Annotated in this window: 19 protein-coding genes; 14 read left to right on the forward strand and 5 right to left on the reverse strand. The window is 64.1% G+C overall.

The annotated features are described in order from the left end of the window. Positions 1 to 2: 2 nt before the first annotated feature. On the reverse strand, positions 3 to 836 hold the full coding sequence (locus GGD66_RS00225) for a cytochrome c oxidase subunit II (protein WP_018320924.1): 834 nt from the start codon (positions 834 to 836) through the stop codon (positions 3 to 5). A 533-nt stretch (positions 837 to 1369) separates the two neighbouring features. On the opposite strand from GGD66_RS00225, the gene GGD66_RS00230 reads away from it, so the two are divergent. Next, positions 1370 to 2275 (forward strand): DUF2189 domain-containing protein, encoded by a 906-nt coding sequence (locus GGD66_RS00230; RefSeq protein ID WP_179731431.1) that lies wholly within the window; start codon positions 1370 to 1372, stop codon positions 2273 to 2275. Positions 2276 to 2490: 215 nt separating this feature from the next. On the opposite strand, the gene GGD66_RS00235 is transcribed toward GGD66_RS00230, so the two are convergent. After that, on the reverse strand, positions 2491 to 3672 hold the full coding sequence (locus GGD66_RS00235) for a DUF2865 domain-containing protein (RefSeq protein ID WP_183256570.1): 1182 nt from the start codon (positions 3670 to 3672) through the stop codon (positions 2491 to 2493). Between the two features lie 178 nt (positions 3673 to 3850). Beyond that, positions 3851 to 4156, reverse strand: a complete 306-nt coding sequence (locus GGD66_RS00240; RefSeq protein ID WP_183256571.1) for a hypothetical protein — start codon at positions 4154 to 4156, stop codon at positions 3851 to 3853. A 292-nt stretch (positions 4157 to 4448) separates the two neighbouring features. On the opposite strand from GGD66_RS00240, the gene cysS reads away from it, so the two are divergent. The 4 genes from cysS to GGD66_RS00260 all read left to right on the forward strand — a co-directional run bounded on the left by cysS (position 4449) and on the right by GGD66_RS00260 (position 8559). Then, entirely contained in the window at positions 4449 to 5879 is a 1431-nt protein-coding gene (gene cysS, locus GGD66_RS00245) for a cysteine--tRNA ligase (protein WP_183256572.1), read from the forward strand. Positions 5880 to 5994: 115 nt separating this feature from the next. Then, a complete protein-coding gene (locus GGD66_RS00250; protein ID WP_183256573.1) occupies positions 5995 to 6486 on the forward strand; it encodes a GNAT family N-acetyltransferase in 492 nt (163 codons plus the stop codon). After that, positions 6483 to 8081, forward strand: coding sequence for a citramalate synthase (cimA, locus tag GGD66_RS00255; RefSeq protein WP_183256574.1), 1599 nt, complete (start codon positions 6483 to 6485; stop codon positions 8079 to 8081). Before GGD66_RS00250 ends, cimA begins: the two co-directional genes overlap by 4 nt. A 100-nt stretch (positions 8082 to 8181) precedes the next feature. Then, positions 8182 to 8559: a VOC family protein gene (locus GGD66_RS00260; RefSeq protein ID WP_183256575.1), complete on the forward strand. Its 378-nt coding sequence runs from the start codon at positions 8182 to 8184 to the stop codon at positions 8557 to 8559. 4 nt (positions 8560 to 8563) lie between these two features. Here GGD66_RS00260 and GGD66_RS00265 read toward each other — a convergent pair whose 3' ends face one another. Then, positions 8564 to 9169, reverse strand: coding sequence for a TIGR00730 family Rossman fold protein (locus GGD66_RS00265; protein ID WP_026202462.1), 606 nt, complete (start codon positions 9167 to 9169; stop codon positions 8564 to 8566). Between the two features lie 201 nt (positions 9170 to 9370). Between GGD66_RS00265 and GGD66_RS00270 the strand changes: the two genes are divergently transcribed. From GGD66_RS00270 to GGD66_RS00285, 4 genes are all read left to right on the forward strand, one after another. Further along, positions 9371 to 11329: an ABC transporter ATP-binding protein/permease gene (locus GGD66_RS00270; protein ID WP_183256576.1), complete on the forward strand. Its 1959-nt coding sequence runs from the start codon at positions 9371 to 9373 to the stop codon at positions 11327 to 11329. Between the two features lie 55 nt (positions 11330 to 11384). Next, positions 11385 to 12107 (forward strand): phosphatidylserine decarboxylase, encoded by a 723-nt coding sequence (locus GGD66_RS00275; RefSeq protein ID WP_256375108.1) that lies wholly within the window; start codon positions 11385 to 11387, stop codon positions 12105 to 12107. 87 nt (positions 12108 to 12194) lie between these two features. Then, positions 12195 to 13079, forward strand: a complete 885-nt coding sequence (locus GGD66_RS00280; RefSeq protein ID WP_018320936.1) for a phosphatidylcholine/phosphatidylserine synthase — start codon at positions 12195 to 12197, stop codon at positions 13077 to 13079. A 122-nt stretch (positions 13080 to 13201) separates the two neighbouring features. Next, positions 13202 to 13921 (forward strand): RraA family protein, encoded by a 720-nt coding sequence (locus GGD66_RS00285; RefSeq protein WP_028145264.1) that lies wholly within the window; start codon positions 13202 to 13204, stop codon positions 13919 to 13921. A gap of 16 nt (positions 13922 to 13937) precedes the next feature. Here GGD66_RS00285 and GGD66_RS00290 read toward each other — a convergent pair whose 3' ends face one another. Further along, positions 13938 to 14231: a hypothetical protein gene (locus tag GGD66_RS00290; RefSeq protein ID WP_018320938.1), complete on the reverse strand. Its 294-nt coding sequence runs from the start codon at positions 14229 to 14231 to the stop codon at positions 13938 to 13940. 99 nt (positions 14232 to 14330) lie between these two features. Between GGD66_RS00290 and GGD66_RS00295 the strand changes: the two genes are divergently transcribed. The 5 genes from GGD66_RS00295 to GGD66_RS00315 all read left to right on the forward strand — a co-directional run bounded on the left by GGD66_RS00295 (position 14331) and on the right by GGD66_RS00315 (position 21137). Beyond that, positions 14331 to 15155: an SDR family NAD(P)-dependent oxidoreductase gene (locus GGD66_RS00295; RefSeq protein WP_092252437.1), complete on the forward strand. Its 825-nt coding sequence runs from the start codon at positions 14331 to 14333 to the stop codon at positions 15153 to 15155. A 213-nt stretch (positions 15156 to 15368) separates the two neighbouring features. After that, the gene (locus GGD66_RS00300; protein ID WP_018320941.1) at positions 15369 to 16142 is read left to right on the forward strand and encodes a motility protein A; all 774 of its coding nucleotides are present in this window, start codon (positions 15369 to 15371) and stop codon (positions 16140 to 16142) included. A 23-nt stretch (positions 16143 to 16165) separates the two neighbouring features. Next, positions 16166 to 16996: a flagellar motor protein MotB gene (locus GGD66_RS00305; RefSeq protein ID WP_018320942.1), complete on the forward strand. Its 831-nt coding sequence runs from the start codon at positions 16166 to 16168 to the stop codon at positions 16994 to 16996. 173 nt (positions 16997 to 17169) lie between these two features. Next, a complete protein-coding gene (locus GGD66_RS00310) occupies positions 17170 to 19068 on the forward strand; it encodes a potassium transporter Kup (RefSeq protein WP_183256577.1) in 1899 nt (632 codons plus the stop codon). Between the two features lie 140 nt (positions 19069 to 19208). After that, the gene (locus GGD66_RS00315) at positions 19209 to 21137 is read left to right on the forward strand and encodes a potassium transporter Kup (RefSeq protein WP_018320944.1); all 1929 of its coding nucleotides are present in this window, start codon (positions 19209 to 19211) and stop codon (positions 21135 to 21137) included. Positions 21138 to 21255: the final 118 nt, after the last annotated feature.

Below are 21255 nucleotides of genomic sequence, written 5' to 3' on the forward strand. Positions count from 1 at the left end.
TGCTACTTGCCGCCGGATTGATATGTCGCCTTCACGACGGTGCTTGCAGGCGGCAATCCTGCAAACGTTTTCTGTTGCTCCAGCCAGGCGTGATATTCACGCTCTTCGTCGACGATGACCTTGGCCCGCATCTGATAGTGAGCCGCGCCACAAAGCTCCGCACAGAGAACGTCGAACGTTCCGGTTCGGATCGGCGTGATCCAGAAATAAGTCACCATGCCTGGAACCATGTCCATCTTGGCCCGGAATTCGGGCACGTAGAAATCGTGCAGGACATCAACCGAGCGGAGCAGAACCTTGACCGGCTTTCCCAGTTGAAGGTGCAGGTCGCCGTTCTCGATCACGACGTCGTCCTGCGCATGCGGATCATCGCGATTGAGCCCCATCGGATTTTCGGACGCGATGTTGCGGACATCGGATGTGCCCAACCGCCCATCCTTGCCCGGAAGGCGGAAGCTCCATTGCCATTGCTGGCCCATCACCTCGACCTCGGTGGCATCCGCAGGGACCGTCACGAACTGGTGCCAGACCACGAGTCCAGGGGCGAGCATCGCCGCGACGCCGATTCCGGTTCCCACGCTCAGCCACCATTCGAGCTTTTTGTTTTCAGGATTGTAGTCAGCCCGTCTTCCCTCCTTGTGGTGAAAGCGGAAGACGCAATAGGCCATGAAGGCGATGACCGCGACGAAAACGAAGCCCGTGATCCAGAACGTGATGTTGATGGTGTGATCGATATAGGCCCAGTTCGTGGCGATCGGCGTCCACCACCATGGGCTGTAGAGGTGAAACAGCACCGAGCCGATCGCGACCAGAAGCAGTATCAGTGCGACAGCCATCCTGATCCATCCTTGCCATCGAAGGCTACGGATACGAATCCAGGGCGGAGCTCATGTCTGTCGCGATGGCTGGCCTTTTTCGGTTGGCACTTATTGCCATCGCCGGCCTCTTGCCTCGCCCATTCCACTGGCCGCGAAATCAAGAGAATATTCGCGACCATCAACTCTAAGGGCGTCTGCGTCTAAAATGATACCAGCCCAACCCGGCGTCAATAGCGCAATGTAGGTGCCCCGACGTGGTTGATCGCCGTGCTGGCAAAGCCGACAGAGCATCAGGCGCGCAGGTTGGGTCTGGGTGATGCAACGCACAAATCCGTGCCAGTGCACAATTCACCCAACCGTGAGTGCAGCCTTGCGCCGCAAGCGCTAAACTTTGCGAGGCAGGTCGCGACGGGTTCCGTCCGGCCAGGCTCGCTCGTTGAACCTGGGTTGCCGTACTCGACCCATCGCGTTTCCTGCTCATCAGGCGGACACGCGTGGCTGGAAAGCGCGTGTTATCGAAACCGCGATTTTCAGCACGGGAGGGTCCGTTCATGGCCACTCTGTACTCCCACGACATCATCAGGCGGCACGTATTCGGCGAAGCGGCCTCTTATCCCGTTCGCAAGATCAGCCTGTCCGATCTGACCGAGGCCCTGCGCCTGGGTTGGGAGGATTTCCAGGCGATGCCGAGTCACGCGATCGTCGTATGCGTGATTTATCCCGTTCTCGGTCTCGTCCTGTTCAGGATGGTTCTCGGCTATTCGGTGCTGCCGCTACTATTTCCACTGGCCGCCGGCTTTGCCCTGATTGGCCCGTTTGCCGCGATCGGTCTCTACGAACTCAGCCGGCGTCGTGAGCGCGGCGAGGAGGTCGATGCATGGGATGCGGTCAAGGTGCTGCGCGCACCGTCGTTGGGCGCCATGGTAGAACTCGGCGTGCTCCTGCTGGTCCTGTTCGGGGCCTGGATCGGTGTCGCGAACGCAATCTATGTCTCAATCTTCGGTCATGCGGCGGCCGCAAGCATTCCCGACTTCGCAACGCGCGTGCTGACGACACCGGAAGGCTGGTCGCTCATCATCGTCGGTTGCGGTGTCGGCTTCCTGTTTGCGGTTGTGGCTTTGTGCGTCAGCGTCGTGTCGTTTCCGTTGATGCTCGACCGGCATGCGACTGCGATCGACGCGATCCGCACCTCGCTCCGAGCAGTAGCGGCGAACCCGGTTGCGATGGCCGGATGGGGCGTCATCGTCGCGGTGCTGCTCGTGATCGGCTCGTTACCGCTCTTCGTCGGTCTCGCTGTCGTTCTGCCGGTGCTTGGCCATGCCACCTGGCACCTCTATCGGCGGGTGGTCGAGCCGAATCCGAATCCACCGGACGCGCCGCCGCCGCCCAGGAAGGGAAGGCGCTACGCGGCGGACTTTCCGGCCAATCTCTTCCCGTGGAGCCGCGAGGGTGAGTGAGACGGGCGATCGCGCCCCATTGATTGTTGGCATCATCCGCGAAAGCGGATGATCCAATACTCCGCGGCGCTGCCGGTGCGCGCCAACTGTCAACACGGAGTACTGGATGCCCCGCTTGCCGCCTACGCTGAAGCTTCGGCGAGCCAAGACCTCAAACCCCCGCGAAGCCTTGGCGTAGCCGGGTCGCGGGGCATGACAGTTGAGCAAAAGGTGATTTACTTTTGCTGCTGCGGCAGGAAGGTCGGCCCGACCGACCGGATCGGCTTGTTCTCGGAGCTCGCAGGGGGGGCGGTATCTGCCGGCGGCGTCGCGGCCGGTGCATTCGCCGTCGTCGGCGCGGGAGCTGCGCCCTTCTTGGCATTCGCAGCCGTGCCCTTGTTGAGCCGCTGCTGCTGCATCTTCTTGGCGCTCTCCTCGGTGACGATGATGTCGCCCTGCTGCTCGGCCGCCGCCTTGTCATCGGCCGATTTCAACGCGTCCGCCCAGGTCTGTCCCGCGGCCTTGCAGGAGCAGGACGGGTTGAACTCGCTGCGGAATTTGAAAGCGGTCGGCAGCGCCGTGTAGGGCTGGCCACTGACCGAGACCGCGGAGTTCATGTCTTCGCCGGGATTGCGATGGGTGTAGAGCACGGCTTCCGCGGCCGGGCAGAGTGCCTTGCAGGTCTTCTCGTCGTCGGGGAAGCGCGCCGGCACCGTCGCAAACGAGACCGGGAAATAGGCGCCGTCGCAGGTGCGCACGCACACGGTACGATAGGTGCCGGATTGCGGCCCGAGATCGGAGGGCGGCACGCTTTGCGGATTGCCCGCGTTGTTGCCGCCGAACAGATTGCTGAGGAAGTTGCCGCCGCCTTGCGACTGCACGGCGTTGGCATATTGCGGGCCGCAATTGTTCTGCGCCAGCGCAACCAGCACCGAGCGGCGCTGACTGTCGCGTTCCGCGCTGAAGCCGCCACCGCCGCGCAAACGCTCGAGATTGCCGGTGATCTGGTCCAGATTGGCGCGCATCTGCTGGATCTGGGTGTTGACCGGTCCGCATTGGGCCGACTGGCCGTTGAACAGCGAGAAGAAGCCGGAGGAATCGCAGCCCATGCGCTTGGCCTGCATGGTGACGCGGTCCAACTCGGCCTGCTGCTTGGCCTGGGAATCCTGGTAGCGGCGGATTTGATCTTCGCGCGCGGGGTCACCACCGCCGCCGCGGTCCAGCGCCGCGAGCTGGCCTTCCAACCGCACGCACATCGGATTGGGCCCAAGTCCGTTCTGACCGGGTTGAGGCGGCGGTCCGGGCGGACCGGCCTGCGCGAGGGCGCCGGTGACGAGCACGGCCGTGCTCAAGAGCACGGTGCAGGCAAGAAGCAAGCGAGCACGAGAGAGGGACAAGAATTCAGGCATATCCGCCATTCTAGCGAGGTCATGGCCCAATGTGACTTGGACTGAAGCGACTTGGACTGAAGCGACTTGGACGCCGAAGCGATTTGGGCGCCGAAGCGCGCCCTCCCAATAGCCGCTTCCTGCGGCATCGTCACGTCGTTTTGGGGGCCAATGGACCGGGCCTAAGCTGCGCCAGCTCCGAGCGAATTCAGCGCTGGCAAGTGATTGCGACATATTCGTCGCAATGGCCATGGGAGCAGTTTGCGCCGGATTTGGGGACAGAGCCGGTAATTTCCTCGGGATCGACCCGGCGATAGCTTGATGCCTGGGCAAAATCTCGTGACTGGCAGTAGGTGCGGGCGACGGAGGCGCCGCACTTCTCGCCCTTGGCCAGGCACTGATCGACGCCGTAGCCGTCAGCCCGGTTGGCGATGATGAAGACGCGGGTCTCGGCGCGGGCACCGGATGCCGCGAGGATCGAGGCGCTGAAAATGAGCGCGAGCAAGGATCGCATGAAAATACCGGGAGGCAAAAAAGGGAACAATCTGGTTCCAGAATGGGCTCAAATAGTTAAGGATCACGAACCATCCCGGCGGGCTGTGCGCTTTGCGGACATAAAACGGCATTTCCGCGGCTCCCTTGACGCGGGGCCGCCTCATAGCCCATATGTGGCCGCATGAACGGTCTCCTCGCCATTTGCGCCATTTGCCGCGAGATTACGAGCTAGCGATTCGCTGGCTGGAGCCGTCTTTTCTCAAAAACATTGAGATCCCTGGACGCCCGGCCAACAGCCGACGGGTATCCATATGGAATTGCGCCTTTACGATACGCTGACGAAAGAAAAACGCATCTTCGCGCCGCTCGATGCGAAAGACGTCCGCATGTATGTCTGCGGACCGACCGTCTACGACTTCGCCCATATCGGCAATGCACGGCCGGTGATCGTGTTCGACGTGCTGTTTCGGCTGCTGCGCCATCTCTATGGCGAGGCGCACGTCAAATATGTCCGTAACATCACCGACGTCGACGACAAGATCAACGACCGCGCCGCGCGCGATTTCCCGGGCCTGCCGCTGAACGAGGCCATTCGCAAGGTCACCGAGCAGACCGGCAAGCAGTTTCACGCCGATGTCGACGCGCTCGGCGCGCTTCGGCCGAGCGTCGAGCCGCGCGCGACCGAGCATATCGGCGAGATGCGCGAGATCATCGAGCGGCTGATCAAGGGCGGCTTTGCCTATGCCGCCGAGGACCACGTGCTGTTCTCGCCGCAGGCGATGAACGCAGCAAATTCCTCGCTGCCCCGCTACGGTGCGCTGTCGAAGCGATCGCTCGACGAGATGATCGCCGGCGCCCGCGTCGATGTCGCGCCTTACAAGCGCGATGCCACCGACTTCGTGCTGTGGAAGCCGTCCAAGCCCGGCGAGCCGTCATGGCCGTCGCCGGCCGGCATCAAGGCCGAGGGGCGCCCGGGCTGGCACATCGAGTGCTCGGCGATGGCGTGGAAGCATCTCGGCGAGCATTTTGACATCCATGGCGGCGGTATCGATCTCGTGTTTCCGCATCATGAGAACGAGGTCGCGCAAACCTGCTGCGCCTTCCATCAGCAGCGCATGGCGAATTATTGGATGCACAACGGCTTCCTGCAGGTCGAAAGCGAGAAGATGTCGAAGAGCCTCGGCAACTTCGTGACCATTCACGAACTTCTGGCGACCAAGAAGTTCGGGGGCCAAAGCTGGGATGGTGACGTACTTCGCCTGGCGATGTTCAAGACGCCTTATGCCGACCCCATCGACTGGACCGTCGAAAGCTTGGTCGACGCCTCCAACGTGTTGGAGGCTTGGTGGAGAGCGGGCACCCAAAGCACCCCTAGCGATGTTCCTGCGCCCGAGGTGATTGCAGCTCTGGCTAATGATTTGGATACAGCGCGGGTGGTTACTGTTCTCCATGAACTAAGGAAGCAGGGACGGTTGGCGGAGCTGCATGCTTCCCTTCTGTTTCTCGGTTTTCCGCAGAGACGGTATCATTCCGGCGTCATCGATGTTTCTGGCGATGTTGCAGTCCACGGAAATCATTTTAGCGAGCTAAGCGAAGAGGCAGTCCTTTTGCTGCGCGCGCGCGCAGAAGCCCGTGCGGCGAAAAACTGGACTGAATCGGATCGACTCCGTGAAGAGTTGGCCAAGCTCGGAATAGTCGTCAAAGATTCCAAGAACGGCACCACCTGGGAGGTCGCGCGATGAAACGGCCCGACACGCCTTTCCCGCGGCACTGGCTCTATTACATCGCGCTGAAGATCGCGCTGCTCGCGGGCGCCGTGGCGCTGGTTCTCAAGCTCTATGGGATGTGGTGAGGACGATGGGACAGACTTTGCCAAAGCCCGGCTTGCGGCCGTTCCTGCCGGCGGACGTGCCAATTCTTGCTGCCATCTTCACCGCCAGCATCGAGGAGCTGACTGGCGACGACTATAGCGAGGCGCAGCAGCAGGCCTGGATGGAGGTGGCGGACAGCGAAGAGTTCGGCAAGCAGCTCGCGTCCGACCTGACGCTGATCGCGACGCTCGATGGCTCGCCGGTTGGCTTTGCCTCGCTGCGCGGCAATGACCACATCCGCATGCTCTATGTGCATCCGGCCGCCAGCGGGCAGGGCATCGCCACCATGCTGGTCGATGCGCTGGAAAAGCTTGCCGGCGGCCGCGGCGCGCAAAGCCTCAACGTCGATGCCAGCGACACCGCGCAGGGCTTTTTCGCCAAGCGCGGCTACACTGCCCAGCAGCGCAATAGCGTCACCATCAATGACGAATGGCTTGCCAACACCACCATGAAGAAGACGCTCGGAGCGGGGCAATGAGCAAAGAGCGCCTTTATCTGTTCGACACCACGCTGCGCGACGGCGCGCAGACCAACGGCGTCGATTTCACGCTGACCGACAAGCAGGTCATCGCCGTGATGCTCGATGACCTCGGCATCGATTATGTCGAAGGCGGCTATCCCGGCGCCAATCCGCTCGACACCGAGTTCTTCGGCAGCAAGCCCAAGCTCGCCCATGCGCGCTTCACGGCGTTCGGCATGACGCGACGGGCCGGGCGCTCGGTCTCGAACGATCCGGGTGTGGCCGGGCTTTTGGCAGCGAAGGCCGACGCGATCTGCTTCGTCGCGAAGGCATCCGCCTATCAGGTGCGCGTCGCGCTCGAGACGACGAAGGAGGAAAACCTCGCCTCGATCCGCGACAGCGTCGCGGCCGCGAAGGCCGCCGGTCGCGAGGTCATGCTCGATTGCGAGCATTTCTTCGACGGCTACAAGGAAGATGCGAGCTTCGCGCTCGCCTGCGCCAAGGCCGCCTTCGAGGCCGGCGCGCGCTGGGTGGTGCTGTGCGACACCAATGGCGGCACCATGCCGCACGAGGTCGAGGCCATCGTCACCGAAGTTACTAAGCACGTCCCCGGCGACCACGTCGGCATCCACGCCCATAACGACACCGAGCAGGCGGTGGCCAATTCACTCGCCGCGGTGCGTGCCGGCGCGCGGCAGATCCAGGGCACGCTGAATGGCCTTGGCGAGCGCTGCGGCAACGCCAATCTCTGCTCGCTGATCCCCACGCTGAAGCTGAAGCCGGAGTTTTCGGACGCCTTCGAGATCGGCGTCACGGCCGAGAAGCTGGCAACTCTGGTCAAGGTCTCGCGCACGCTCGACGACATGCTCAACCGGGTGCCGAACCGGCATGCTCCTTACGTCGGCGAGAGCGCCTTCGTCACCAAGACCGGCATCCATGCGTCCGCGGTGCTGAAGGACCCGCAGACATACGAGCACGTGCTGCCGGAGACGGTCGGCAACCACCGCAAGGTCCTGGTCTCGGACCAGGCCGGACGTTCCAACGTCATCGCCGAGCTCGACCGCGCCGGCATTCCCTACGAGAAGAGCGATCCGAAGCTGACGCGTCTCGTCGAGGAGTTGAAGGAGCGCGAGGCGGCCGGCTACGCCTATGAATCCGCCAACGCCTCGTTCGAACTGCTGGCGCGCCGTACGCTCGGCAAGGTACCGCATTATTTCGAGGTCGAGCAGTTCGACGTCAATGTCGAGCAGCGCTACAATTCGCACGGCGAACGTGTCACCGTCGCTTTGGCCGTGGTGAAGGTCGACGTCGCCGGCGAGCACCTGATCTCGGCTGCCGAAGGCAACGGTCCCGTCAACGCGCTCGACGTTGCCCTGCGCAAGGACCTCGGCAAGTACCAGAAATACATCGAGGGGCTGAAGCTGATCGACTACCGCGTGCGTATCCTCAACGGCGGCACCGGCGCGGTCACGCGCGTCCTGATCGAGAGCGAGGACGAGAACGGCGACAGCTGGACCACGGTCGGCGTCTCCCCCAACATCATCGACGCCTCGTTCCAGGCGCTGATGGATTCGGTGATCTACAAGCTCGTGAAGTCGGGCGCGCCGGCGTAAGTCCCACGACGACTGTCATACCCCGCGAAGGCGGGATATCCAGTACGCCGCGGCTTCTCGGTTGCTCTCGCGCGGCTCGGAGGTGAGGAAAGGGCAGGGCATGATCGACCACATCTCCGTCGGCGTCAGCGATCTCGAGCGCGCTGCGAAATTCTACGAGGCAACGCTCGCCGCCCTCGGCCTTTCGCGCCTCGTCACGCGGCCGCGCACGGTCGGTTTCGGCAAGGCCTATCCGGAATTCTGGATCAATCTACGCGAGGCCATGCCGCCCGTAGCCCCCGAAAGCGGCGTTCACATCTGCCTGCGGGCGAAGACGACAAGCGAGGTCGATGCGTTTCACGCCGCAGCGCTGTCGGCCGGCGGCGCCTCGGACGGTGCGCCCGGCATCCGTCCGCATGATCGCGTGCGCTACTACGCGGCCTTCGTCACCGACCCCGATGGTAACCGGATCGAGGCGGTGACGTTTCCGAGCGAGTAGGACGTCAGAGCTTGCGGGCCACTTCCGGCGCGAGCTTCTTCTCGGCCTCGTCGATCTGGGCCGCGGCCGCCTTCAGCTTCGGCAGAATGTCCTCGACCCGATCGGCCTTGAGAATGTCGACCGAAAGGCCGGCGCGGATGAACTCGGTCTGGCGCATGTGCGACAGCAGCGAGAACAGCGGCTCCCAGAAATTGTCGATGTTCGCCAGCAGCACCGGCTTGGCGTGGCGACCGAGCTGTTTCCAGGTCAACTGCTCGACCAGCTCTTCCAGCGTGCCGACGCCGCCGGGCAACGCCACGAAGGCGTCGGAGCGTTCGAACATCAAGCGCTTGCGCTCGTGCATGTCAGGGGTGACGATCATCTCCTGCACGCGTGTCAGCGCGTTCTCGCGCATCCGCAGGAATTCCGGGATGATGCCGGTGACGGTGCCGCCGTGATCGAGCACGGAGGTCGCGACCGAGCCCATCAGGCCGAGCGAGCCGCCGCCATAGACGAGCCGAACGTTGTTCTCGGCGAGCGCCTTGCCGAACGCCTTGGCGCCTTCGGTGAAGCGGGGATTGGTTCCGGGGCCGGAGCCGCAATAGACACAGACGGTTTTAATAGTGCTCATTGGTGCCATGATGCATTGCAGCGAAGAGGCGTCAAGCCCAATCGGTGATTCGGATCACCCGGAAATCTACCGGTAAATGGCGGCAAACAATCGAAGATTCGCCATCTGGCGGGGTGCGCTGGCATCGGGAAGGCTCTATATGACGTGCGAAAATCGTTAATCGCAGCGACGCCCGCATCCGGCGGGCTTTCAGGCTTTTTGATGGACCAACCTCAATCGTTCGACGGCGCCGACGTTCCCGATCCTCCTCCCGGCGGCGCACCGGAGCGGGCGACGCTGATGGGCACGCTGGCGCATCTGTGGCCCTATATCTGGCCGGGCGACCGCTTCGACCTGAAGATGCGCGTGGTGTGGTCGCTTGTGCTGCTGCTCGCTGCCAAGCTGATCACGCTGACGGTGCCGTTCAGCTTCAAATGGGCGACGGATGCGCTGACCGGCGCCAACACGGCGCCGGTGCAGGCGGACAATTGGCACCTCTGGGTGATCGCCTCGCCGCTGTTGCTGACCGTGAGCTACGGCGTGATGCGCATCTTGATGGCGCTGCTGACGCAATGGCGCGACGGCATTTTCGCGCGCGTCGCCATGCATGCGGTGCGCAAGCTCGCCACCATCACCTTCGTCCACATGCACGAGCTGTCATTGCGCTTCCACCTCGAGCGCAAGACCGGCGGCCTGACGCGCGTGCTCGAGCGCGGGCGCGAGGGCATCGAGGTCATCGTGCGCATGGTGATCCTGCAGCTGATCCCGACCATCGTCGAGGTCACGCTGCTGATGGCGGTGCTGCTCTGGCAGTTCGACTGGCGTTACGTGGTCGCCACCCTGATCACGGTCACGCTCTACATGTACTACACCTACATCGCGACCGAGTGGCGGATCGGCATCCGGCGCCGGATGAACGATTCCGACACCGAGGCGAACACCAAGGCGATCGACTCGCTGCTCAACTACGAAACCGTGAAGTATTTCGGCGCCGAGGCCCGCGAGGCGCAGCGCTACGACAAGTCGGTCGCGCGCTACGAGGAGGCGAGCGTCCACACCTACACCTCGCTCGCGGTGCTCAACACCGGGCAGGCCGTGATCTTCACGCTGGGGCTGACCGCGACGATGCTGATGTGTGCGATCGGCGTGCGCAACGGCACCAACACGGTCGGGGATTTCGTGTTGGTCAACGCCATGATGATCCAGCTCTACCAGCCGCTGAACTTCATGGGCATGGTCTATCGCGAGATCAAGCAGGCGATCATCGACATCGAGAAGATGTTCGGCGTGATCGGCCGCGAGGCCGAGATCAAGGACGCGCCCGATGCAACGCCCCTCGTCATCTCCGCCGGCACCGTGCGTTTCGAGGATGTGCGCTTTGCCTATGAGCCGACCCGCCCGATCCTCAAGGGCATCAGCTTCGAGGTGCCGGCCGGCAAGACCGTTGCCATCGTCGGCCCGTCGGGCGCAGGCAAGTCGACCATCTCGCGGCTTCTGTTTCGCCTCTATGATGTCTCCGGCGGCAGGATCCTGGTCGACGGCCAGGACATCCGCTCGGTGACGCAGGATTCGCTTCGTGCCTCGATCGGCATGGTGCCTCAGGACACCGTGCTGTTCAACGACTCCATCCGCTACAACATCCGCTACGGTCGCTGGGACGCCGATGACGCTGAAGTCGAAGAGGCGGCGCAGCTGGCCCAGATCGACCATTTCATCCGCATGGCGCCGATGGGCTACGAGACCCAGGTCGGCGAGCGCGGGCTCAAACTGTCCGGCGGCGAGAAGCAGCGCGTCGCGATCGCGCGCACCGTCCTGAAGGCGCCGCCGATCCTGGTGCTGGACGAGGCGACTTCGGCGCTCGATACCCATACCGAGCACGAGATCCAGGGCGCGCTCGACCGCGTGGCGAAGAACCGCACCTCGCTGGTGATCGCGCACCGGCTTTCGACCATCGTCGGGGCTGACGAGATCATCGTGTTGGATCAGGGCCGCATTGCCGAGCGGGGGACCCATGGCCAGTTGCTCGCGCATGGCGGTCTCTATGCCAGCATGTGGAACAGGCAGCGTGAGGCCGAGGCGGCACGCGAGAAGCTGGCCAAGATGGCCGATACCAGCGAGGCACCCAACCGGGAGCCGCCGCCGGTCGATGACGCCCTGACGGCGCCTGCGGCAGCGGAGTGACCTTGTCTCCGGTCCCAACTCTGGCCTAAACAAGCCCGCGCGACGACCCCGTGCCATTAACCCCGAGCGGCAGATACCGATGTCCATTCTCGATTCGATCCAGCGTCAGATCCCGCCGATCCACAAGGAGGGCTATCCCTTCATCGGCGGCTTTGCGCTGGCAAGCCTCGTCCTGTTCTGGCTGTGGTCGCCTTTGGGGTGGATCGGCACGATCCTGACCGTGTGGTGCGCGCTGTTCTTCCGCGACCCGGTGCGCGTGACGCCGGTGCGCGAGGGGCTTGTGGTGTCGCCGGCCGACGGCCGTGTCTCGATGATCACCATGGCGCTGCCGCCGGCCGAGCTCGGGCTCGGCGACCGGCCGCTGCCGCGCATCTCGGTGTTCATGAGCGTGTTCAACTGCCACGTGAACCGCGCTCCCGTAGCGGGCAGGGTGGACCGCATCGCCTACCGGCCCGGCCTTTTCATCAATGCCGAGCTCGACAAGGCCAGCGAGGACAATGAGCGCAACTCGCTGGTCATCTCGACAGCGACGGCGCGGATCGGCGTGGTGCAGATCGCAGGGCTCGTCGCCAAGCGCATCGTCTGCTTCGTCAGGGAGGGCCAGGCGATCGGCGCCGGCGAGCGCTTCGGCCTGATCCGCTTCGGCTCCCGGCTCGATGTCTATCTGCCTGTGGGGAGCAAGGCGCTGGTCTCGGAAGGGCAGACCGCGATCGCCGGCGAGACGATTTTGGCCGACCTTTCCGGAGACGACCCCAGCCGCGCCTTCCGCGCCAATTAACCAATAAGTCGGTCTGTGGGGGCCTTCCGCCGCAATGGCGGAGGGGGACGCGGCTTGCTATATCTCGCCTTGAGGTGAGGACCCGCGATGACGCCCTATGACTTCAAATACCCCGATACGCGCCGCCGGCGGTTCCGCCCGATTCCGGTGCGGATGCTGGTGCCCAACGTCATCACGCTGCTGGCGATCTGCGCCGGCCTGACCTCCATCCGGCTGTCGATCGAGGGGCGGATGTCGCTCGCGGTCTATGCCATCGTGTTCGCGGCCGCGCTCGACGGTATCGACGGGCGCATCGCGCGCATGATCAAGGGCCAGTCCAAGTTCGGCGCCGAGCTCGACAGCCTCGCCGATTTCGTCAATTTCGGCGTCGCGCCAGGGTTGATGCTGTATTTCTGGCAGCTGCACGAGCTCGGCAATGCCGGCTGGATCGCTGCCATGGTGTTCGCGATTTCCGGCGGCCTGCGCCTGGCGCGCTTCAATGCCACCATGGACGACCCGAACAAGCCGGCCTTCGCTGCCAATTTCTTCACCGGCGTGCCGGCGCCGGCCGGCGCGATCACCGTGCTGCTGCCGATCTATGTCGCGTTCCTCGATCTCGGCCGCTGGCCCGCAGGGTTGACTGCCGCCTACACACTGCTGATCGCCTTCCTGATGGTGTCGCGCCTGCCGGTGTTCTCCGGGAAGACCAAGCGCATGCGCGTGCCGCCGGAGCTGGTGCTGCCGGCGTTCGTCGCGGTGATCGTCTTCATCGCGCTGCTGATCGCCTATCCCTGGCACGTGCTATCGATTGGCACGGTGCTGTATCTTCTCGCTTTGCCGCTCGGCTACAAATCCTATCGCGACCAGGCCCGCGCGATGGACGCCACCGCGCCGTCGGGAGGCGAGGTCACGTCACCGCCGTCGGCGCCGACGCTGGCGAATTTGTCGGAGCCGCCCAACGACGACGACGACCGGCCCGGACGGCTGCACTGAGCGGCCACGCGCGGATATCTGCCATGAGGCCCCCCGAGTTGGGTTGAGGCCTGATCTCGGCTATATCGCCCTGTGCCGGCGGCATCGCGCCAACAGCGACCGCCAATCTGGGAGAGAACGCCGTGACTGATAAAGCGACCGGGCCGCTGCCCGCTTCCGTCCTCGAAGCGCTGGGCCGCTATGACACGCCGACGATCTGCAATGCCATGGAGATCGTGGCGCCCGAGCGCCGACTGATCGGCTACACCACCAAGCAACTGGTCTGCCCGTTTCCCGACCTGCCGCCGATCGTCGGCTATGCCCGCACGGTCGCGATCCGCTCGGTGCTGAAATCCTCGCTTCCGGCCGAAGAGCAGTCCAGGCGCCGCATCGAGTATTACGAATATGTCGGCACCGGCCATGGTCCGCGCATCTCGGTGATCCAGGACATCGACGGTCCCGACGTCGGCTACGGCGCGTTCTGGGGCGAAGTGCAGAGCAACGTGCACAAGGCGCTCGGTTGTCTCGGCGTCATCACCGACGGCTCGATCCGCGACATTCCGCAATGGGCACCGGGCTTCCAGGCGCTGGCCGGCTCGATCGGCCCGTCGCATGCCTGGGTGCATGCGGAAAGCTTTGGCGGCGAGGTTCGCGTTGCCGGCATGACCGTGAAGTCCGACGACCTGATCCACGCCGACCAGCACGGTGCGATCGTGATCCCGCTCGACATCGCCGCAAAGCTGCCGGAGGCCGCCGAGCTCTGCGGCCGCCGCGAGACGCCGATCCTGGAGATCGCCCGCAGTCCCGACTTCTCGCTCGAGAAGCTGAAGGCCGCGCTGAAGCGCTCGGCGGAGATTCACTGAGGGGTGATGGGGCGGCCTAAGGCTGCGACACCGGCCGTGGGCCCCCCTGTTCCGTCAGAAACAGGGCGGCCTGATCCGGCTCGCCGAACACTGCAGCGGCGCACCCGATCAGGGTGAAGCCGCCTGCAAGGTCCCAGAGCGTGATGTCCTCCGCATTGTCCGGAAGGTGGATCAAGCGCGCTGCGATCACCGCGAAGGCGGCCTCGGCAAAGAGCACGAGGCTGAAGGCCGGTAGAACGAGTTCCGGCTCGAGCAGGTGGAGCGCCAACACCGCAGGCAGCGCGGTGAGAAGACTGAACAGCGTCAACATTGCAAAACGGCTCCCGCGATGGAGCATGCTGCAGGGCTAGAATAGCAGTCATCCCTGGTTCCGCCCCCGTGGCGCAGGGCCGCAGCCGGAGGACGCACGATGAAGATGAATGGCAAGACGATCCTGGTAACCGGCTCGACCGACGGCGTCGGCCGCTACGTCGCGCGCCGGCTGGCCGAAGACGGTGCAAGGGTCCTGATCCATGGCCGCGATGCGGCGCGTGCGAAGGTGTTGAGCGACGAGATCGCGAAAGCCGGCGGTGCCGCGCCGACCTTCTATCAGGCCGATCTGTCGTCGATGTCGGGTACGCGTGCGCTCGCCGAAGCGCTCATCCGCGATCACCAGCGTCTCGACGTCTTCGTCAGCAACGCCGGCATCGGTTCGCAGAACGACGGCCCGCAGCGGCAAGTTAGCGCCGACGGTCACGAGCTGCGGTTTGCCGTAAACTATCTCTCGGGTTTCTTGCTGGCCCATCTGTTGCTGCCGCTGCTGAAGTCCGCGGCGCCGTCGCGGATCGTCAACGTCGCCTCCCTCGGCCAGCATCCGATCGATTTCGATGACGTCATGATCACGCAGGGCTACAGCGGTTCGCGTGCCTATGCACAGAGCAAGCTCTCCCAGATCATGTTCACCATCGATCTCGCGGACGAACTGAAGGGCGCGGGCATCACCGTGAATGCGCTGCATCCGGCGACCTACATGAACACCACGATGGTGCGCGCCGGCGGCGTCACGCCGATCTCGACGGTGGAGCAGGGCGGCGCGGCGATCCTGCGCCTCGTCGAGGGTGACGATGTCGCAGGCAAGAGCGGGCTGTTCTTCAACGGCATGAACGAGGCGCGTGCCAATCCGCAGGCCTACGATGCAGCTGCCCGCAAGCGCCTGCGCGAACTGAGCCTGAAGCTGACGGGCCTGGCACGCTAGCGCGCCGCAATCATGGTTAGCAAAGTGTTGAAATTCGTGTCGGCCATCGGCAAAGCCGGCCTCATCCCGATGCGCTACGCCGGTCTGGCGCGCCGGCTCAACTTAACCTTTACGCGGCTTTAAGGGCGGCACTCTAGGGTTTCCGATGCGGTTCGGGGTTGGGCCGCGCCAGCGGCCAGGACGGCCGTTGTTGCGTACGCGTTGGAGTATCCCATGGATATCATGACGAGCGTCGGGCTCATTGCGGGCATCATCGTCATCACGATGATGATCTTCATGGGCGGCGACCTTCACATGTTCATCTCCGAACATGCCATGATCATCATCTTCGGCGGCTCGATCTCCGCCACCATGATCCGCTTTCCGCTCTCGGCGCTCCTGCACGGCCTTCCGCTCGGCGCCAAGTTCGCCTTCACCATGAGCCGCCTGTCGGCGCACGACCTCGTCGACGAGCTCGCCCGCATCGCCGAGATCGCCCGCAAGCAGGGCCCGGTGGGTCTGGAAAAGGTCGAGACCGACGAGCCCTTCCTCGCCAAGGGCATCCGCTACGTCGCCGACGGCTACGACCTCGACTTCATCCGCGACAATCTCGAGCGCGACCGCGACAACTTCCTCATGCACCTCGACGAGGGCAGCAAGATCTATCGCGCCATCGGCGACTGCGCTCCGGCCTTCGGCATGATCGGCACCCTGATCGGCATGGTGCAGATGTTCGCCAACATGACCGACCCTTCCAAGCTCGGCCCGTTCATGGCGACCGCGCTGCTCGCCACGCTCTACGGCGCGCTGGTTGCGAACCTGTTCTGTCTGCCGATCGCCGACAAGCTGCACGGCAAGCTGCTGGACGAGGAGACCAACCGCACGCTGATCATCGACGGCATCCTGATGATCCGCGACTCCAAGAGCCCGACCCTGGTGCGCGAAATGCTGCTGGCCTACCTGCCGGAGAAGCACCGCCACGCCGAGGGCGAGCCGGTGCCGGCGTAAGTCCGCCCGCCGGGATTTGAGACATGGCCAAGAAGAAACGCGGCGATGCCCATGGAGGCGGTCACGGCTGGTTCGTGACCTTCGCCGACCTCATGGGCCTGATGATGAGCTTCTTCGTGATGCTCGTGGCGTTCTCGACGCAGGACGCCAACAAGCTGAAGATCGTCGCGGGATCGATGCGCGACGCCTTCGGCGTGCAGAGCGAAGCGCGCTATGCCGGTATCGTCGAGTCCGACGGTTTGCCGACCCGCCCGCGGCTGAAGAACGTCGACCATATCCAGCCCGAGGATGCCTCCAACACGCCGACGCCGGACCAGGAGGATCGCGACCGCACGTCGGGCGCGAAGATCAAGGTCGACCGCAATTTCGCGCTCGCCGCAGCCTCGCTGCGCCAGGCGTTGCAGGACATGCCGGAGCTGACCGAGATGTCCAAGCACATCATGTTCGAGGAGACCAAGCAGGGTCTCAATCTGGAGATTGTCGACCAGGACGGCCGTTCGATGTTCGCCGACGGCTCCAAGGTGCCCTATGATCGCACCCGCCGTCTGGTCGAGAAGCTCGCGATCCCGCTCAAGGCCACGCCGCTGCGCGTCTCCATCGCCGGCCACACTGCGGCCGGCTTCGTGCCGACCCGCAGCGACTACGGCGCCTTCGATCTGTCGGCCGATCGCGCCAATGCCGTGCGCCAGATCCTCGAACGCGAGGGCCTGCCGCCGTCGCACATCTTCGCCGTCTCCGGCAAGGCGGACACCCAGCCGCTGTTTCCGGACGATCCTTCGCTCGCGGCCAACCGGCGGGTGACCATCACCCTGATGCGCGAAGATCCGCCGCTGCCGCCGAATCTGAAGCCCTAACCCCCTTGCGCTACCATCTTACCTGAGGCATGTCGTCGCGCTGGCGATGAGCGTGGCTGCGGCGTCACAGCATCCAGCTCGGCGCCTGCTATGGTGGTGCGCCGATTGACAGGCGCGCCGGAAGAGTCAAAAGGCGCCGGATCAATTCCAGGGAAGAAGCGTTTTCCACCCTCATGACGGCGAGCATCACACAGGCCGAGACCCAGGACGGGCCGGTCACTTCAGGCTTTTGGTCCCTTACGCTCGGGAGCATCGGCGTCGTCTTCGGCGATATCGGCACTTCGCCGCTCTACGCATTCCACGAGGCTGTCAGGGGCGCCGCCCATGGCGAGCCGGTCTCGCGGGTCATGGTTCTCGGCGTGCTCTCCCTGATCCTGTGGGCGCTGCTGATCGTCGTCACCGCCAAATACGTGCTGCTGCTGCTGCGCGCCGACAACAACGGGGAGGGCGGCACGCTCTCGCTGATGGCGCTCGGGCAGCGCGCGCTCGGGCGGCGGAGCTGGTTCCTGCTCGCCCTCGGCGTGGTCGGCGCTTCCATGTTCATCGGCGATTCCATGATCACGCCGGCGATCTCAGTGCTATCGGCGGTCGAAGGCCTGAAGCTCGCAACCCCTGCGTTCGAGCATTACGTCGTGCCGCTCACGGTCCTTATTCTGGCGTTGCTGTTCGCGGTCCAGAGCAAGGGGACCGCGCTGGTCGCCTCGGCCTTCGGGCCGGTGATGGTGATCTGGTTCACCGTCATCGCCGTGATGGGAGCCGTCCACATCGCCGACGATCCGTCCGTGCTGGCGGCGATCAATCCCTATTACGCCGTGCAGTTCGTGCTGTCGCACGGCACGATTGGCCTTGTCACCCTCGGCGCCGTGTTCCTGGCGGTGACCGGGGGCGAGGCGCTCTATGCCGATCTCGGCCATTTCGGCCGCAAGCCGATCCAGTCGGCCTGGATGTTCTTCGTGCTGCCTGCGCTCTTGATCAATTATTTCGGGCAGGGCGCGCTGGTGCTGTCCGATCCCAGCGCGATCGAGCACTCGTTCTATCGCATGGTGCCCGAGAGCCTGGTGCTGCCGCTGGTCGGGCTTGCGACCGCCGCGACCGTGATCGCGAGCCAGGCGGTGATCACCGGCGCCTATTCGCTGGTCTATCAGGCGGTGCAGCTCGGCCTCTTGCCGCGCTTCGAGGTCCGCTACACCTCCGAGACTCACGCCGGTCAGATCTACCTGCCACGGGTGAACCGGCTACTGCTGATCGGCGTGATGCTGCTGGTGCTATTGTTCCACACCCCCAGCAATCTGGCCTCGGCCTACGGCATCGCAGTCTCCACCACCATGGTCGCCGACGGCATCATGGGCTTCATCGTGATCTGGAAATTGTGGAATTGGCGCGCTGCCACGGCTGCGGCCGTGATCATGCCCTTCGTCATCGTCGATCTGAGCTTCTTCAGCGCCAATCTCTTGAAGCTGCTTGAGGGCGCCTGGGTGCCGCTGCTGTTCGGCGTGGCCATGGCGGGAACGATCTGGACCTGGCGGAAGGGCTCCGGAATCCTGATCCAGAAGACGCGCCGGATCGAGGTGCCGCTGGACGATCTGATCCGCAGCCTGGAGAAGCGGCCCCCGCACATCGTCAAGGGCACCGCGGTGTTCCTGACCAGCGATCCCTCCTTTGTGCCGACCGCGCTGCTGCACAATCTCAAGCACAACAAGGTGCTGCACGAGCACAACGTGATCCTGACCATCGAGACCGCGCATACGCCCCGGGTCGATCTGGCGGAGCGTTTCCGCATGGAGAAGATCAGCGACAAGTTCTCGAAAGTCCGCCTGCGCTTCGGCTACATGGAGCAGCCGAACGTGCCCAAGGCACTTGCGATCGCGCGCAAGCAGGGATGGCAGTTCGACATCATGTCGACGTCGTTCTTCGTGTCCCGGAGGTCGCTGAAGGCGTCGGCGCAGTCGGGCATGCCGCTCTGGCAGGACCATTTGTTCATTGCGCTGAGCCGGTCCGCCAACGACGCCACGGACTACTTCCAGATCCCCACGGGACGGGTGGTTGAAGTCGGAACTCAAGTCATCATCTAGAACGCAACTGCCTTAGTCATGCAAATTTGCATGGCTAAGCCCCGGAATCGGGCTAGGCTATGCCGATAGCGCAGGACTATAAGCCGCGCGCTCTTCCGCCGTTGTGCAGTGAAGCATTTTAGAGGCCACTGGGCTCTCCCATGACAAGCGATGTAGTGATTTCCGCCCCGGAAACGGCGGCGGCCAATGGCCATGGCGAGGCCCACACCACCGCCCGTTTCGGTGCGCTGACCCTCGGCAGCATCGGCGTCGTCTACGGCGACATCGGCACCAGCCCGCTCTACGCGTTCCGCGAGGCGGTGACGGCGGCCTCGGGCACCGAAGGGCTCGCGACGCCCGCGGCCGTGCTGGGCGTGCTCTCGCTGATCCTGTGGGCGCTCATCGTCGTGGTGACGCTCAAATATGTCGTGATCCTGCTCCGCGCCGACAACAACGGCGAGGGCGGCACGCTGGCGCTGATGGCGCTGGCCCAGCGCGCGGTCGGCACGGGCGGCACCACCATCGTCCTGCTCGGCATCATTTCCGGCGCCCTGTTCTACGGCGACGCCGTGATCACGCCGGCGCAATCGGTGCTGTCGGCCGTCGAAGGCATGAAGGACATCACGCTCACATTCGAGCCTTACATTGTTCCGCTGACTTTGGTGATCCTTGTCTGCCTGTTCGCCGTGCAATCGCGCGGCACGGCGAGCGTCGCGGCGTTCTTCGGTCCGGTCATGTGCGTCTGGTTCGCGGCGATCGCGATCGCCGCGGTCGGTCCGATCATGCGGCAGCCGCAGGTGCTGCTGGCGCTGAACCCGCTCTACGCCGTGTCGTTCATGATCCACCACGGCATCATCGGCTTCGTAACGCTGGGCGCGGTGTTCCTGGCGGTGACCGGCGCCGAGGCGCTCTATGCCGACCTCGGCCATTTCGGCAAGCGGCCGATCCAGACCGCCTGGCTGTTCGTCGTGCTGCCGTCGCTGGCGCTGAACTATCTGGGGCAGGGGGCACTCGTCCTGGATGATCCCGGCGCGATCGTGAGCCCGTTCTTCCAGTTGTTTCCGCAAGGCTGGATCCGGGGCGCAATGGTCCTGCTTGCTATCATGGCCACCGTGATCGCGAGCCAGGCGGTCATTACCGGCGCCTATTCGCTGACGCGCCAAGCGATCCAGCTCGGGCTGCTGCCGCGCTTTGAAATTCGCCATACATCCGAAGCCCATTCCGGCCAGATCTTCATCCCGCGCATCAACCAGCTGCTGCTGGTCGCCGTGATACTGATGGTGCTCTTGTTCCGTTCCTCCAGTGCGCTGGCGTCCGCATATGGCATCGCCGTCACGGGGACCATGGTGGTGACGGCGATGATGGGCTTCGTCGTGATCTGGAAGGTCTGGCGATGGTCGCCGTTCACCGCGGCCGCTCTGATTGCGCCGTTCCTGTTCCTCGACCTGACCTTCCTCGCCGCCAATTTGCTGAAGGTATTCGAGGGCGGATGGGTGCCGCTCGCGCTCGGCACGCTCATGATCATCCTGATGTACACGTGGCGGCGCGGCAGCCGGCTCTTGTTCGAGAAGTCGCGCAAGCTCGAATTCCCGCTGGCCGACCTCGTCGCGATGCTGGAGAAGCGGCCGCCGCAGCGGGTGCCGGGAACCGCCGTGTTCCTGACCTCCGACCCGCTCAGCGCGCCGACGGCGCTGATGCATAGTCTGAAGCACTACAAGGTGCTCCATGAGAAGAACGTCATTCTCACCATCGAAACCGCGCAGACCCCCCGCATCGATCCGGCCGAGCGGGTCAAGCTGGAGCAGATCTCGCCGACCTTCTCCAAGGTGACGCTGAAGTTCGGCTTCATGGAATCGCCCAACGTGCCGAAGGCGCTGGCGATCGCCCGCAAGCTCGGCTGGCAGTTCGACATCATGTCGACCTCGTTCTTCCTGTCGCGCAGAGCGCTGAAGCCTGCCGTCCATTCCGGAATGCCGCGCTGGCAGGACCGGCTGTTCATCTCGCTCAGCCGCTCGGCCAACGACGCCACCGACTATTTCCAGATCCCCTCTGGCCGCGTGGTCGAGGTCGGAACGCAGGTGACGATCTAGGCGGCCGAACCAACGCCGCACTTCAAGTCGCTGCGATTTAGCTTTAACTTGCGCCGCGCGGCTCAAGCCTTTGTAGCGCTTGATTTTCGTGAGCCGAGAGGCGAGGTTGCCGCCGGCC

The organism is Bradyrhizobium sp. CIR48, from assembly GCF_014198315.1.
In the GTDB taxonomy this organism is placed as follows: Bacteria; Pseudomonadota; Alphaproteobacteria; order Rhizobiales; family Xanthobacteraceae; genus Bradyrhizobium.